Genomic DNA, 14,694 nt, shown 5'->3' on the forward strand with positions numbered 1-14,694 from the left:
TGCCTTTCGCCTCGGATACTGTGCTGGAGGATTTACCCGAACAAGTTCTGCCGGCTTATGTTGAACCGCAGGTAAAACCAAACGGTGTGAGCAATGATTTGCGGTGCAAAACGGTGGCGCTTGAAATTGATAACTGATGTTTGCATCACCGAAATTTACAATCAACCCGGCAAAACAGGTGCGCTTAAAACACTGCTTACGTTCTTGGAAGCGAGGGCTTTCAAAGAGGATTTGAAGCCAAGGAGACCATGGAGATCGTCTCGGTATACGACGAGGTTGAGCGAGGTGCCTGTGGTATCGGTTTAGAATGCAAATTTGCATCATAGTGATGCAAAATTACAAAGCCGAGCGACTCTAATTGGCTTCATCTAACTGTCTAAGAATACGTTTCGCGCGCTTTTGGACTTCATATGAGACACGGCTTAAGAGATCATGACACCCGACTTGTGTCTCGGCTATTTCATTGGCGACCATCTCAGCATGCTCTAGTACACTCTCGGCCAAGGATTGCACTCTGCGCAGAGTTTTAGCCGGACTGAGGCTAACACTCGTCGCCAATTCTTTCCAATCGGCTGCGTGCAACTCGTTAGCATTCGTTTTGCCAGCAATCGACTGAGCCAAGGATTGATCTACATTTTTGTAGATGGAAGCGCACATCAGATCGTACAGCGGAGCCAATCTAGCTGATCCACCTTGACCAATCAGGATTGAGTAGTTTTTAGCGTGAGCATCAGTATTGCAGATCAAAACATTGAAGATAACGGCATCAAGGAACTTTTCGCGCTCACCAGCCGAAATGAACTCTTCAACGGCTTTAAACATGTCGACAAGCGTTGGGCCATTCCGACCACCGAACCTGGAGCGTTCATATTTTTGAGCAGGAAAATAACCCAGCACTTGGCAGAAATCTTCTTGATGGATACGGCGCACGAAGCCTTTGCCGTCTCGAATGCGGTCGTAGCGTTCGACGAGGAGATACGAGCGACTTCCTGCTACTCCCGTTGTCACGTTCGCAACATCAAGACCGCAATGCCTGGCGAGACGCATGCAGAAAGCTTCGTTCTGAACGCTTGCAGGAAGCCGGGTTTTCAGAGCATCAGGTTTCAAAATATGCGTTGATGGTGTCCCCTCAGTTGGTACCCCAAGCATTCCATCATCGAGCATGTAGACAGGCAGTTTGTCTTGAACTCCAGCCAAAGACATGGATACGCCCTCGGTGCCAATCAAAAACGGCTTCTCTGGCAGCTCATTGATTATCTTCTCCAGTGTTGCTTCATCTGGGATGGGTGTAACACTCGTACTCCCACTTTTGCGCGGCGCACCGACTGATATTGCGCCAGCGGTATCTCTTCCGAGGTGAGCTAGCACACCGACGATGTCTTGCGGTGACACCTTGAGCCGCTGACCAATCTCACTCAGATGGCTTTCCGGCATCAAGTTAGCAAGCCAGGGCTGAATCTTATCAGGGCCATATGATGACGTTTTTGTTGGCATGGTCACGGAGATAGGGAAGGCCGACTTTCGACTTGCCCATTTGTCCAGATAAGAGAAATTCAAGTTCTCTTCGGAGTGGAGCTCGCCAATTGCAAAATCTTCATAAAACAGCGTTGTCATTACAAATGGCCTCGGTGTTTAGTATTTTGGCAAGAATGACAATTCGTCGTCGTCTTCTGGTAACGTTTGCCGATTAACTGTAAGCGAATTTGCATCGATGAGATTAATGCCGACTTCACGGGCTACCAACAGAGCCTTCCCGAGTTGGCATGTCGCCTTACCGTTTTCCAGGTCGATGATAAAGCGATCTCCGGTACCGCATCTTCCTGCCAAGTCGGTTTGTGTCCAGCCGAGAGCTTTTCGCTTCTCGCGAACCAGTGCTCCCAAATCTGCAGCTGACTTTAACAATCGCCCTCTCCTTTTCATCTTACCGTACGGTAATATTTAGGCGAGTTCAAGTCAAAACATACCGAGCGGTAATATTTGAAGAATGAGGGACAACATTCTTACCGCTCGGGAAGCTTTCAAGCAAAACTACAGTTTTCTTACCGTTCGGTAAGACAGAAGGCTCTGTCGCAAATATTACATTTGGCGAGATGCGTGATTATCTCTGGACGGCACCGTTGCGTTAACCTGAGGGTAAATATCAGCGTCGAAATGTCGTTGTTGCGGGCGTATTTGTATCTTTACGGAGACATAGCTGCAACACGAAAGACAAATTTTAGATTTGCAACCCCACAGGAGCAGTTCTCAGCGGCAATCAACACCCTATGGCGGTAATATCGGCGCATCGCAGCTCGGTCCGCGTTCCGGGGTGGAGTTCGATGGAGCCCGCCGTCGCTGTGGGTAGCCGGAGCTTCCATCTGCCGGAAGGAAGCAGACGGGCTAAAAGGCTTGGCCGATAGGTGGTGGACCGATTGAAAATCACACGTGGGCCACCGCACGAACTGTCATCTCAGTTAATCGCAGAGAATTCTGACTTGCAATCAATACGTACGCCCTTGACGTGGGCCCGTGGTCTATATCCTTTCGGGACCATAACTCAGAATGGCTAATAGGTGCAAAACTAGTATGTGTGAAAAGAAACTCGTTATGCAGCTGGCTTACTAACTGAGAGTTTATATACTAACCCCTCGGGTTTGAAATCCAGAAGACTTTCGCCGCCGAAATAGCTCGCTGCCACCCGCTCGATTAAGAGGGAACCAAAGCTTTGCCGCGTCGGAATTGTCACCGCAGGCCCGCCACTTTCTACCCATTGAAACTCGAACTGCTTACCGGTCAGATACCAACTGATTACCACTTTACCCGACTGATTAGATAGTGCACCATATTTAACATCATTTGTTGCGAGTTCATGGATCGAAAGCGAAGGCCTAGAGCTTGTTGTGGATTAAGGCTGTAACTTTCACCTACAATTTCAATGCGCGCATCTGGACCTTGATGAGCACCAAGAGCTGCTTTAACAATTTCGCCAACGTCTGCTTCGGTAAACTGCGTTGAAGTCAGGATATCCTGCGCACTCGCAAGCGCTTGAAGGCGGCTATTTATGATTTCCTTTGCTGTCTTGACCGAGTCCGACAGGCGCAAAGTCTGCGCAACAATCGCCTGAACGATAGCAAGCGTATTTTTCATTCGATGCGCCAACTCGGAATTGAGCAACCGCAGCGTTTCTTCCGACGATTTACGTACCGTGATGTCCGAGGCAGAGCCCATCCAACTGTCAATTTCGCCGTTATGGTCGAAGAGTGGCACAGCCCGCGATAACGCCCAACCACGTGATCCATCCACCTTCTTCACCATATGTTCGATGTTATAGATGTCCTTGGCGGCAATAGCTCGACTGATTTCGTCGCGCACAAGCTGCTGGTGCTCTTCCGGTATGTACGCTTCGATCCATTCTTTATTGGACTGCGTATTATCGCGGATGAACCCGCCACCTTGTAGCTGATCCAGCTCGGACCAGTCGGCATTGACTTTGTAACGCACCTCCGATGACGAACGGACAAGTGCATCGAGTTGAGCTGTCAGCTTCAGGAGGCTCTGACGCTCCATATCGCGTACCGATTTTAGCGTTTCCAATTCCGTTTGTAAGGTCGAATTCCGCGCCCCCAGGAACTCGATCTCTGCCTCACGGTTTGGAAATCCTGGCGTCTCATTCATGGTCACGAAGTGGTCACTTTCAACAGATTATTTCTCTGTCCCAGTAAATTCAATGATGACTGTTGAACACATAACATAAGCTATGAATGTTTGACTTAGAATTGACGCGGAGCTTGTCTGAAATTGAATGGAACTGTTTTCAGCCCATTGTTAGATATCTTCTCCAGAGCTTAACTCACCCTATTTGGCCAATCAGCTAACAAAGTTGCTAGAGGTCAGTATTGTCGCGGTGTTCAGGCAAACCTTTTAAAGCCGACGAGCCAATTTGTTGCCAGCCGTCAAAGCTCTGCCGTTATCTCGGTGATCAGCGTCGGGTGTGTGGTACTTCGCTCAAATTTGAACCAACGTTTCATTTTGCAATAATCCGCCTACACCGTTGATTAAAGTTTGGAAGTAATAGATTAACTCTTCGATCTGGTACTTATGTGAATAGAAATTTGGTTCGATCACCCTAAAAAGTCAGCCTCAGTTCGTTAAATTTGTTTGAGTTAGTACGGCACTGAGTTGTTCCATCATAAACGGCTTTGACACCTGAAACGCATTAGCTAAACCTGAAATTGTTTTGGCATTATTATTGCCACTTGCGAAGATGATGCGCACATCGGGCCATTTTTCGTTTACCTTTTGTGCTAGTTCTATTCCTGACATTCCCGGCAGCCCAACATCAGTCAAAAGTACGTCCACCTTATCCACCTCTAAAACGGAAAGTGCGCTCTCAGCCGATCCTGCCTCAATCACCATATAACCCAATTCTTCGACCATATCGACTGTGGACATCAAGATAAGCGGTTCATCCTCAACAACAAGAACACGCGTTAATGCCTTGGCAATGGAATTCTTATTCTCGCCTTCAAATTTTTCCTGGTTTTCTAGTTGATGTAATGTGATCTGTTCTTGCTTCGTATTGCTGAGAACGTGACGCACTTTGCGAGCGAGGGCTTCTCGAGTATATGGCTTAGAGAGAAGTTCGACACCCGCTTCTAATCTCCCACCATGCATAATTGAGTTTTCTGTATATCCTGAGGTGTAGAGAACAGCCATAGCAGGAAACAGCATCTTGGCTATTTTAGTAAGTTCCGTGCTGCGCATGCGACCAGGCATCACCACGTCGGTGAACAGTAAATCGATGTGCACTCCGCTGTTTACGATGGCGAATGCGGACTGCGCATCGTTTGCTTTGAGCACGCGGTATCCGAGGTCACTCAACAGCGCAACAGACGTCTCGCGAACGCCGTCATCGTCTTCGACAACAAGCACGGTTTCCGTACCACCTGTCGCGGGTAAATCGCTTACATCAGTCAGCGTATCTTCCATTTGTGCGGTACGCGGCAGGTAGAGCTTCATTGTGGTTCCGTGACCTACCTCGCTATATATTTTTAGATGTCCGCCGGATTGTTTGAGGAAACCGTAAACCATCGACAGGCCCAGACCCGTACCTCTGCCATCTGTCTTGGTGCTGAAAAATGGCTCTACAACTTGTTCGATTATATCAAGCGGAATGCCCGATCCAGTGTCGGTAACGGCGATCAGTACATACTGCCCCGGGCGAACATCCTCATGCTCTCTTGCATAATCATCATCGAGATACGAATTAGCCGTTTCTATTGTCAAATGTCCCCGACCGCCCATTGCATCTCTGGCATTAATAGCCAGGTTGAGAATGGCATTTTCCAGTTGGCTTGGATCAATCATTGTGTTCCAAAGACCACCAGAAACAATGGTCTCCAGTTCGATTTCTTCTCCGAGCGCTCTTCGAAGCATGTCGTCCATATTCTGGACAAGCTTACGGACGTTGATAACTTTTGGCTCAAGTGGTTGCCTGCGACCAAATGCGAGAAGCTGCGACGCCAACTTGGAACCCCGCTCGACGCCTGCCAATGCGTTTTCGAGCCTTTGCTCAGCCTGAATATTGCCATGAATGCTTTTGGATAGGAGCTGAAGGTTGCCGCTGACAACCTGAAGGAGATTATTAAAGTCGTGAGCAACGCCGCCGGTGAGATTGCCCAGTGCTTCCATTTTTTGTGCTTGCCTCAAAGCAGTCTGGGCGTTCTCGCGATCTACTGTCTCCTTTTCCAGGTCGAGTAGAGCTGTGCTCAATTCGCGAGTGCGCTGCTCAACCCTCTCCTCCAATGTTTGATTAAGACTTTGAAGCTCATTTTCGGCGCGCTTTTGATCTGTTACATCGAAGCCATCTACGAAAATCCCGGTGACCAACCCATCCACATCCAAAATAGGCTGGTAAATCAGATTTATAAATCGCTTGTCGGGAACGCAATCGTTGTTGTGTTGCAACGTGACTGGCAGGTAATTACCAATATATGGTTCTCCAGATTGATATACCTTGTCGAGAAGTTCGAAGAAGCCTTGCCCCGCAAGGTCTGGCAGCGCATCACGAACCCTTAAGCCAACAAGCTGCCTGTTACCCACGAGTTGTAGATACGCATCATTAGCGAGCTCAAAGACATGATCCGGGCCGCTCAATATGCACATGAAGCTTGGGGCTTGTTGGAACAGGCCTCGCATGCGATCGCGCTCAGCCGTGCGAAGCTTAACTTCGGAGGAAAGCTGGCGGTTTACCTGTTCAAGAGCAATAGCTGCCTGTTCGCGCATAGCGACGGCTTCGGCAAGGGCTGCTGCCCGGCGACGCTCCGTCTCGAACGCTTCCGCACTCGCTAATCGTGAGGTTATTTGGCCAGCGATGAGTTTGAGGAAATCAAGGTAGTCATCACCAGAAGGTTGATACGGATTAAGCCCGCTTATCAATATGCCTTTCGGTACCTCGTTACCCTGACCAATCAGTGGAAGAACTGCAGCTTGTAATGGTGCTTTGTGCCATGGGTCCGATGACGCATCACTTATTGCCGGCAAATCAATCAGTTCAACGATTTGTTTCGTCCACACGTCATCGATGTTCCATAGCCTCGTCCCGAGAACGATTTCTGCGGGTAAGAACGTCGGATCGTTGTGCTCGCCGCAGAGCCATTGACGTGTTGCGTTTCCGTCTTTGTCAAAGAGGTAAAGAGCGCTAAAGGGAAGGTCGTGTAAATTTCCTCTGAGCGCTGTAAATGAGGCTTGAAGGACCTCATGTTTTGTGTCAGCCGCTGCCAGGCCAGAAGCAAGGGCTCTCATCGTAGACATACGACGCTCGCTTACGACCCGCTCTGTTTCCTCGGTGACCGCGCAGAAAACACCTTCCACGATGCCATTCTCACCAATAAGGGGACTGTATGAGAAAGTGTGATAACTCTCTTCCGTGTAGCCATTACGCTCTAACAGGAGGGGCAGATCTTTATCCCAAGTAGATTGGCCATGTTTGTAAACCGTTTCGAGACGACCTTCGATATCGTCCCAGATTTCTGACCAAAGTACCTTTGTCGGCACAGCGAGCGCATTCGGATGTTTTGCTCCAAGAGTAGGTTTATATGCGTCGTTGTAGAAAAACGCGATGTCTGGTCCCCAGCCGAGCCACATTTGAAACTTTGATGTGAGCAACAGCCGTATCGCAACCTTGAGAGCCTCTGGCCAAGCGCTTGGTATTCCAATAGGGCTGTGCTCCCAGTCGTGATTGCGCATCAACTGCGCCATTTCTCCGTCGCCGACGAAAATATCTTGAAATCGATCAGAGACTTGTAAAATCATTGACTTCCCATCGGTGACAGTTGACCTAATTAGGCTTCTAACAACGCCTATCTGAATGTATGGTTGCTTGGGGAATCAATTTTTGTTTGGGCGACTGAAACTGCGAGGTTGAAATTAATTTACCGAGTTGTCTGATACATTTACAGGTTCAAGCGAGTGGCAACTGGGTCTACCTGCGAAAGCGACCAGGCAATTGATTAATCATCCCCCTACTAATTTTCGGTTCTGATCTACTGGATTTGAATATAGGGTCCAAAGCTGGTTATGACGGCTTGGCAACCCGAATATCGCGATGTGGTTATTAAAACCGACAAATAGGATGCGTTCGAAGTTGAATCGGTGGAACTTATGGCCCCCCGCATCATTGTAAGTAGGAATATTATCACTGAATTCTAAAGGCTGTGGCAGGCCGAGTGGGTTGTGAAAACTTCTTTACACTACCTAGTCTGTATAACTTGATTAAAATAATTCACGGTGCTTGCGTCTTATGATGTTATAAACGGGATATGGATTGACGATGACACAAAAAACGCTCGTAGAAGTATCGGTGAGACATGCTAGCGGAACTAATCTTCCGTACGGCATAATGAACTCCGATCAGGCAGCCGAGCTTTGTGACAAAATGTTTAAAAAAGATTTTTTGCAACAGCCGTCTTACGAACTTTGGCTGAAGAATTCTAAAGGTGCTTGACATTTCAAATTATGCACGAAGTAGGTGGCCTATTAATTTCTGGCTGTTGCATTACTTTCAATCGTCGCCTAGGACGGCTAACTTATTCTGCAACGCTAGATGATATGCTAATTCTGAATTATTCTTGATATTTTTTCCATAATTCTTGAATACTAAACTATAGATTTGCAAAAGAGTAATTCTACATTATGTCATATTTATAAATATTACTGAATAATTTTATCGAGATACCTGCGCGAATATTGCAACTGTCTTTTTCAATGTATCTTTATCATAACCATAAAGGTTTAGGTCACTAATTAGTGTATCCGTTGCAATCAAAAAGCCCAGCCGCAACGCTGGGCTTTTCGTTTAAAAATTTAGTCGCGATGTTCAGGCATATCCTTGAGCTGATCCTTGGTCCATGTCGTCACTGCATGAACATGACCATCTTCATCCCGCATGAAGTTTAGATCAGCGAGCTGTACCGCAACCGGCTTCGCACCGATACCCAGAAAACCACCAACATCGATAATGACCTGGTTCACGGCACCGCCGACGTGCACGTGATCGACCTTACCGATTTTGTGGTCATCGACACCGTATACGGTAGCGCCCTCTAAGGTTTCTGGGTTTAGCTCAACCGGAGTGAGGGGAATGTGCTTGCTGTGATCCATGGTGGTTTCCTTTTTTTCCAAATTACGTCAGGTAAACCCTGCGGGAAGGAAAGGGTTCCGTCCAACATTGCTTACAAGCATAGATGATTGATGACTTGTCGTTGTTAGCGATCTTCAGGTAAGTTAAATTCCGGCGCGTATTAATGCCGGCGGAATTCCTCAACCGATCAAATCCTTGATTCAGTTAACACTAAGCACTATTGAGGACGCTGATGTTACGAACACCATCAGTAATGACAACGACAAGGGACGTTGATCTTCCCTTCGATAGGCTTCTTGATCTCGTACAGCGGCACACAATCCGGTATTTTCTTGATGCATGCGATCCAACTTCAAAATTGTCGTACGATAGACTGAATAGAGATGGCACATCGCCGAACGCAATAATTTCCATTGGTGGCTGTGGCTTTGCTTTTATGGCAATTGTGGTCGCCGTTTTTCGCGGCTGGATGAACAGGAGTGATGCGGTCGAGCGAGTACTTCTCATTTTGAACGCTTTGTCACAGGTGGAGCGTTTCCACGGTGCGTTTCCTCATTTTATCCATGCCGGCTCGCTCAAAACTTGTACCTTTTCACGTTATGACGATGGTGGTGATCTTGTTGAGACCGCTCTGTTGCTGCAGGGATTACTATCGGCCCGTGTTTTTTTTGACAGAAATGATAGTTGGGAAACGAAGTTAAGAGCGTGCATATCCGATATCAATGATGCTGTAGAATGGAACTGGTACGCATCAAGACGGACCAGGCCATCGCTTTATTGGCACTGGAGCCCGACACATCGATGGAAAAAGAATGTTCCGATTACTGGATGGAATGAAGCACTTATTGCTTATGTCCTTGCCGCAGGTGCGAACGTTTTTCCGATTGATCCGCAGGCTTTTCATATCGGCTGGACAAATGAGCAACGCTTCCTCAATGGCGGGCATTTTTACGACCAATTTCTGCCCGCCGGGCAGGACTTTGGCGGACCTTTGTTTCTATCACAATACTCTTTTTGCGGCCTTGACCCCCGGGGAATGACGGATGACTACCTCGATTATGAACACCAGGTTCGTGCGCACGCGACGATTAATTATAGGCACTGTTTAGCAAACCCGCGCGGCTATGCCGGGTATGGGATTCATGCATGGGGATTAACCGCCTGTGACGGTCCCCGCGGCTACTCGGTGCATTGTCCAGTCAGCGATCGGGGTGTAGTCGCACCGACGGCAGCGCTTTCTAGTATGCCATTTTTGCTTGAAGAGGCAGAGACAGCTCTACGGGCTTTCATGCGTTTTAAGGGAGGCGCACTATTTTCCGATTTTGGTTTTGTGGATTCATTTCGGCCCGATGGAAAATGGATTGCATCGACACACTTGGCGATCAATCAGGGGCCGATCGTTGCGGCGATTGAGAACTATCGATCAGGCTTATTGTGGTCTCTATTCATGCAGGACGAACAGGTGCAAACAGGGTTGGCACGCCTCAACATCAAAACACCTTACCGCAGCAATTCTTTTTGATCAGTCTATAACTCAAACGATCACCAGAGCTAGTTTTAAAAAAGAATGGCTTAAGGATGGAGCGCTGTAGCTCGGAGTGTGTTCTTACGATGACTATTAATTTAAGGAATATGGATGACTGGTAACAACACTCCTCACGCTCTCGTTGCCGACGATGACGTGATCATTCGTATGGATGCGGTAGATATTCTTCAGAAAGCTCGGTTTCGCGTCAAAGAGGCCGGTAATGTCGAAGAAGCGTTGGAATTGCTGACTGGTTTTGATCTGGCACGCCATCGTTCAGAACACTGGCCTCACATCGGAATAATAATAGCTTCTGGAATGATGGCGCCCATTGGGGACGAGTTGCCGACAGGGCTGTATTTGTAAGAAAGCCATTCAGTGCGGAAGTCGTTTACAATCACCTTCAGCTAGTTCTGCCAGATGGTAAAAAACCGGAGCCGCTCAAAACGATGGCTATCTAATTTAGGCCTTTCAAATTCGCTTGCAGCGTGGATCTTAATCCATCCCGCTCGTACGCAATATCAACGCTGCCTTTTACGGCAGCTGCGAGTAAACGCTCTTTCATTTTTGTTCCAAACCCTGTCCGTTCTGGTTTTTTGACTGGTGGACCTGAAAACTCTTTCCAGACCAGCTGAAATTTATCTCCGTTTACTATTGAATTGATCCCAACACGTCCTGACGTGTTCGACAGTGAACCATACTTAATAGCGTTTGTCGCGAGCTCATGGGCAGTCATGGTTATAGCAAGGGCCACTTCACCAGATACATCAAGATCGTCGCCCAAAAAAACGATCCGACTATCCTGATTGAAAGGGGAGAAGGCATTCTCAAATACCATTTTCAGCCCGGAAAATTCAAGTTAATTCCCAGTCAGTATTTCTTGCGATCGTGCAAGTGCTTATATGAGTTGATCAATGTCAACGCGAAGCTCGTTTAATCCTTTTTCCGCGCGCAGAGATTGGTTCACCACCGATTGCACATTCGCAAGAATATTTTTAATGCCGTGCCCCATCTCCTGTGTCATCAACTGAGGGCATTGGTCATTTTCTTTGCGTTGTGTAATATCGATAGAAACTCCACTCAATATAAGTGGGTTTCTTTGAGGGTCGAATTGCGTTCGCGCGCGAATTTCTACCCAATGCACTGACGCATCAGGCCAAATAGCACGATATTCGACGTTTAACTCACCATCGGTTGAGAGAGCTTCATGTACAGTGAACTTCCAGCGATCGTAGTCGGCAGGAGGTATTGACGCTCTGAGCTCTTCATATGTGAAGGTCTCTGCTGGTGCACGTCCAAAATTGGCTTTGCATAGAGTGGATGCAACCAATCTCTCCGGAGCCAGATCCAAGTACCGAGCCCACCAGCCTTTAAAGTAAATTGAAGTCTCTCTTCACTCCCAGTCAAATCGGCTATGCGTTGCTGCAGAGTATCTCCAACGTGATCTCTGTTCGTGAAGTGCCCAGTTGTTCTTTCTCGGGTCACATCTAATTGAGAAGCAACAAAATATGTCAATATTTCATTGCTGAATACTGGTGAAACGAGCAGCCGGTTCCAAAAGACCGAGCCGTCTTTTCGATAATTTAAGAGATCAATTTCTATTGGCTCGAGTGATTGGATAGTATCGCGAACCCGATTGATGTCATCAGCATCGGTACCTGGACCTTGCAGAAAGCGACAGTTTTTACCGATATTTTCTTCGCGTGAGTTGCCGGTCAGTTTCAGAAATGCATCGTTAACAAAAATGATTGGATTATCCGGCTTGCGAGGATCTGTGATCAGCATGCGTGTTGAACGCTGCAGCGAATGGATCTGAACCCTAATTGAGATCATAAATTTCACGATGGATGCGGCGATCGTCGGAGCGTGTCGACATATTAGCCATAAAGTTCGCTCTAAGTGCGTAGTATAAAATGAATTTAAGGGTATGCTATACAAAATTCATGCTTTGTTTTAAGTTTTAATGTGAAGTATTAACCGAATAGAGCAAAATTATGTCAGATTCGACAAATGTATTAGAGAACAATTACGAACGCACACGCTCAGAACGAATGAGAGAGTTATAGTACACTTCTTCACGCGCTCAAATCAGCCAATTTTTTTATATTTGCATATAAAATCAAACGGAACTTGCTTTTCAGAGGGAGTAAGTTCAATCGAATAACCGTTACTTCGCACGGATTTACTCAAGTTTATAGAGTTCTCCACCTCAAAACCTTTATCCCGATGCGGTTGCGCCCAGTGTTTTACTTCTGCCAAGGCCCTTTTCTTAGCTGAACTAAGGTCGGGCATAACCAGGAGCAGATTTTCATGAAGCTCACCGAACTGTGTGGAGTTGTAACCGCCAAGGTTTAGAAAAAACAATTTGTTAATGTGATTGCTTCTGGTTTTGGGAACAATATTTACGTTATGCCCGTCAACCTGGCGTATCTCTCCCCAGCAATCGAGATGAAGGCTTTTTGGAATCCCCCACCATTGCTCGCGCAAATCATCGTAACAATCCTCAATTTTGTTACCTAGCGAAAAGCGTATGTCATGCAACTCGACGTTTGACCCACCGCAATTGCCACCAATTTGTATCATGAATAGCTTCAAGTGCTTGCTCGATTGATTGCGTTACCGTTAGGCGCGGTATCTATATCTCGCTAAGCGATGACTACCGACAAAATACGTTATGATTTTGGACGACTTATCGCTGAGCTTTTTCCCGCTAAATTTATCTGAATCGCGAAGACTCTCACTAAAGTAAAAAGCGGCTTTAAGACCGCTTTTATCAGTTCTGGTATTACTTGTCCCAACGACCTTCATATTTGAATTCTGGAGCTTTTTCCAGATCTTCCTTCGAAGTCTCCATCTTCGCGGACCACTTCTTGTCGTTTTCCGAATAGAGAATTTCTACCGATTGTGGAGCGACGATTACATATTTTTCGCCGATTCCCAGGAACCCGCCGACGGAAACGATATATCCTGTCAAAGATCCATCAGCCATGATTAGATCCTGGATTTTGCCAATGCTCTCATCCTTGGAGTTGACAATATCGAGATTTAAAATGTTGCTGGAGATTACGTCGGTTGGCTTGGCTGTCACAAAAACTTCAGTCGAAGTAGTAGTGGCGGTCTGTGCGAAAGCAAATGATCCAAGGGCAGCTGTTGCAACGGTTGCTAGAATTAGTCGACGCATATTCTTTTCTCCAATTTTCGAGCTCACGATTTCGCTCGCCCTTAAAAATGTAATACGACAGAGTTGGTTCCTTCTGACGTGATCTGAAAGCTCAAATTGTTGCATCCCCAAGTTAGGCTATTTCACATGTGGATGTCGAAAAGAACGTTTTTGGTGTTCTTAAGTGCTTGAATCTCCTTCCAAACGGGCCTTATTGACTGCTCGATGGATAAAATCCAATTTATCTACAACCGGAGTGGGGAGTACAAAAGGATAAATATCAGCTTGTCCCATTGAACGTTGAAACGTGTTGAGAGCTAAACTGATTGGCACCCAAGCCTCGACAATTTGGGTCGCGTTCTCTGCCCTGTAAGGATCAAAAGCGACCTCAGTTCCAAGCTCGCGATGCTTTAAAGGTTCTATCGTTAAACCAAATGCACGCGCAGATTCCAAAGTATCGACAATATGAAAATAATGAGCCCAACATTCTGCAAAATCCTCTGATGGGTGACAGCTCGCATATGTGGAAACAAAATTTTCATCCCAGTCTTTTGGAGGCCCTTGCTCGTAATTCCTCTTCAAGGCGGCTGCATAATCTTCACGTTCGTCGCCGAATAATATTCGGGCTTCATTAATCATTTCGCTTCCATCAATAAGTTGCTGGAAATAAAAATGACCGATTTCGTGGCGAAAATGACCTAGAAGCGTTCTATACGGTTCGCCCATTGAGACGCGAACGCTTTCCCTCACATCATCGTCAGCTTCTGCAGCGCGAAGACTGATTAAGCCGTCCTCGTGGCCGGTCATGGCAGGGATGACATTGCCCTCGTCATCAAATGTGTCTTCCAAAAAATCGAATACGAGACCTCCCTGTGGGTCAACGTCACGGCCAGGGCATGCCAAACCAAAGCGTAGTATCGAGTAGAAAAGATGGCGTTGGGCCGCCCCAATTTTACGAAACCGCTCGAGACCATCGGGTGTTTGGATGTTAGGAATTATTCTATTATAGCGAGCGGGCAGCGCTAACGTTTGTGAATCATCCGCTTTGATAAGCCAGTTACTACCGTCAACTTCGGCATTCTGACAAAAACGCCATAATTCGCCTTCGCGCGATGGAACCGACCAAAGCTGATCATCTACCTGCTTGAGGGTATGAAGAGTGAGTGTGTCTGAGACAAAGCCCACGCGCGCATTGCCGGCTCCTAAACTGGTTGTATTTTCAAAATAGATTGGCGTCCCGCTTATGTCGCATCGATAAAGCTGCATTTTCTCGCCCTCAATTGATTTTGCCATAACGCGCCAACCGCAATAAGGACGCATCTCAGAAATAAGTTTTTGAAAATTTCAAAATTGTTGGGAGCAGAGCGGAACCACAAGACTATTTGTCAG

Annotated in this window: 14 protein-coding genes and 1 pseudogene; 3 read left to right on the plus strand and 12 right to left on the minus strand. The window is 47.0% G+C overall.

Annotation, left to right across the window (positions count from 1 at the left end):
- Positions 1-53: 53 nt before the first annotated feature.
- Positions 54-146: pseudogene (locus ACOZHT_RS18480) on the minus strand (IS6 family transposase); the annotation flags it as partial.
- Between the two features lie 58 nt (positions 147-204).
- Between ACOZHT_RS18480 and ACOZHT_RS18485 the strand changes: the two are divergent.
- Positions 205-306, plus strand: coding sequence for a DUF4113 domain-containing protein (locus ACOZHT_RS18485; RefSeq protein ID WP_421566287.1), 102 nt, complete (start codon positions 205-207; stop codon positions 304-306).
- A 48-nt stretch (positions 307-354) separates the two neighbouring features.
- On the opposite strand, the gene ACOZHT_RS18490 is transcribed toward ACOZHT_RS18485, so the two are convergent.
- From ACOZHT_RS18490 to ACOZHT_RS18510, 5 genes are all read right to left on the minus strand, one after another.
- Positions 355-1,614 (minus strand): type II toxin-antitoxin system HipA family toxin, encoded by a 1,260-nt coding sequence (locus tag ACOZHT_RS18490; RefSeq protein ID WP_339514331.1) that lies wholly within the window; start codon positions 1,612-1,614, stop codon positions 355-357.
- Positions 1,615-1,632: 18 nt separating this feature from the next.
- A complete protein-coding gene (locus ACOZHT_RS18495; protein ID WP_339514329.1) occupies positions 1,633-1,902 on the minus strand; it encodes a helix-turn-helix domain-containing protein in 270 nt (89 codons plus the stop codon).
- A gap of 885 nt (positions 1,903-2,787) precedes the next feature.
- Positions 2,788-3,654 carry an HWE histidine kinase domain-containing protein gene (locus ACOZHT_RS18500; protein ID WP_421566288.1) on the minus strand — a complete coding sequence of 289 codons (867 nt, stop codon included), beginning with the start codon at positions 3,652-3,654 and terminating at the stop codon, positions 2,788-2,790.
- Between the two features lie 465 nt (positions 3,655-4,119).
- The gene (locus ACOZHT_RS18505) at positions 4,120-7,239 is read right to left on the minus strand and encodes a response regulator (RefSeq protein ID WP_421566289.1); all 3,120 of its coding nucleotides are present in this window, start codon (positions 7,237-7,239) and stop codon (positions 4,120-4,122) included.
- 1,104 nt (positions 7,240-8,343) lie between these two features.
- Positions 8,344-8,640, minus strand: coding sequence for a PRC-barrel domain-containing protein (locus ACOZHT_RS18510; protein ID WP_339514327.1), 297 nt, complete (start codon positions 8,638-8,640; stop codon positions 8,344-8,346).
- Between the two features lie 416 nt (positions 8,641-9,056).
- On the opposite strand from ACOZHT_RS18510, the gene ACOZHT_RS18515 reads away from it, so the two are divergent.
- Together ACOZHT_RS18515 and ACOZHT_RS18520 are read left to right on the plus strand one after the other, a co-directional pair.
- Positions 9,057-10,142 carry a glucoamylase family protein gene (locus ACOZHT_RS18515; RefSeq protein ID WP_339514325.1) on the plus strand — a complete coding sequence of 362 codons (1,086 nt, stop codon included), beginning with the start codon at positions 9,057-9,059 and terminating at the stop codon, positions 10,140-10,142.
- A 114-nt stretch (positions 10,143-10,256) separates the two neighbouring features.
- Positions 10,257-10,511 (plus strand): response regulator, encoded by a 255-nt coding sequence (locus tag ACOZHT_RS18520; RefSeq protein WP_339514323.1) that lies wholly within the window; start codon positions 10,257-10,259, stop codon positions 10,509-10,511.
- A 91-nt stretch (positions 10,512-10,602) separates the two neighbouring features.
- Here ACOZHT_RS18520 and ACOZHT_RS18525 read toward each other — a convergent pair whose 3' ends face one another.
- From ACOZHT_RS18525 to ACOZHT_RS18550, 6 genes are all read right to left on the minus strand, one after another.
- A complete protein-coding gene (locus ACOZHT_RS18525; protein WP_421566207.1) occupies positions 10,603-10,983 on the minus strand; it encodes a hypothetical protein in 381 nt (126 codons plus the stop codon).
- 60 nt (positions 10,984-11,043) lie between these two features.
- Positions 11,044-11,394, minus strand: a complete 351-nt coding sequence (locus ACOZHT_RS18530; protein ID WP_421566290.1) for a PAS domain-containing protein — start codon at positions 11,392-11,394, stop codon at positions 11,044-11,046.
- Positions 11,325-11,930: a PAS domain-containing protein gene (locus tag ACOZHT_RS18535; RefSeq protein ID WP_339514319.1), complete on the minus strand. Its 606-nt coding sequence runs from the start codon at positions 11,928-11,930 to the stop codon at positions 11,325-11,327. The genes ACOZHT_RS18530 and ACOZHT_RS18535 overlap by 70 nt, the downstream gene beginning before the upstream one ends.
- A 303-nt stretch (positions 11,931-12,233) precedes the next feature.
- Complete coding sequence (locus tag ACOZHT_RS18540) at positions 12,234-12,728, minus strand: DUF1543 domain-containing protein (RefSeq protein ID WP_339514317.1); 495 nt, start codon at positions 12,726-12,728, stop codon at positions 12,234-12,236.
- Positions 12,729-12,930: 202 nt separating this feature from the next.
- Positions 12,931-13,326, minus strand: coding sequence for a PRC-barrel domain-containing protein (locus tag ACOZHT_RS18545; RefSeq protein ID WP_339514315.1), 396 nt, complete (start codon positions 13,324-13,326; stop codon positions 12,931-12,933).
- Between the two features lie 159 nt (positions 13,327-13,485).
- Positions 13,486-14,571: a zinc-binding metallopeptidase family protein gene (locus tag ACOZHT_RS18550; protein WP_421566291.1), complete on the minus strand. Its 1,086-nt coding sequence runs from the start codon at positions 14,569-14,571 to the stop codon at positions 13,486-13,488.
- Positions 14,572-14,694 lie beyond the last annotated feature (123 nt).

It is taken from the genome of Ochrobactrum sp. EDr1-4 (assembly GCF_049199085.1).
Taxonomy (GTDB): domain Bacteria; phylum Pseudomonadota; class Alphaproteobacteria; order Rhizobiales; family Rhizobiaceae; genus Brucella.

Excerpts from the sequence above, each read along its gene's own strand:
- ACOZHT_RS18490 (WP_339514331.1), bottom strand. The coding sequence starts at position 1,614 with ATGACAACGCTGTTTTATGAAGATTTTGCAATTGGCGAGCTCCACTCC.
- ACOZHT_RS18500 (WP_421566288.1), bottom strand. The coding sequence starts at position 3,654 with ATGAATGAGACGCCAGGATTTCCAAACCGTGAGGCAGAGATCGAGTTC.
- ACOZHT_RS18520 (WP_339514323.1), top strand. The coding sequence starts at position 10,257 with ATGACTGGTAACAACACTCCTCACGCTCTCGTTGCCGACGATGACGTG.
- ACOZHT_RS18515 (WP_339514325.1), top strand. The coding sequence starts at position 9,057 with ATGGCAATTGTGGTCGCCGTTTTTCGCGGCTGGATGAACAGGAGTGAT.
- ACOZHT_RS18505 (WP_421566289.1), bottom strand. The coding sequence starts at position 7,239 with ATGGCGCAGTTGATGCGCAATCACGACTGGGAGCACAGCCCTATTGGA.
- ACOZHT_RS18545 (WP_339514315.1), bottom strand. The coding sequence starts at position 13,326 with ATGCGTCGACTAATTCTAGCAACCGTTGCAACAGCTGCCCTTGGATCA.
- ACOZHT_RS18535 (WP_339514319.1), bottom strand. The coding sequence starts at position 11,930 with ATGCTGATCACAGATCCTCGCAAGCCGGATAATCCAATCATTTTTGTT.
- ACOZHT_RS18540 (WP_339514317.1), bottom strand. The coding sequence starts at position 12,728 with ATGATACAAATTGGTGGCAATTGCGGTGGGTCAAACGTCGAGTTGCAT.
- ACOZHT_RS18525 (WP_421566207.1), bottom strand. The coding sequence starts at position 10,983 with ATGGTATTTGAGAATGCCTTCTCCCCTTTCAATCAGGATAGTCGGATC.
- ACOZHT_RS18510 (WP_339514327.1), bottom strand. The coding sequence starts at position 8,640 with ATGGATCACAGCAAGCACATTCCCCTCACTCCGGTTGAGCTAAACCCA.
- ACOZHT_RS18550 (WP_421566291.1), bottom strand. The coding sequence starts at position 14,571 with ATGCAGCTTTATCGATGCGACATAAGCGGGACGCCAATCTATTTTGAA.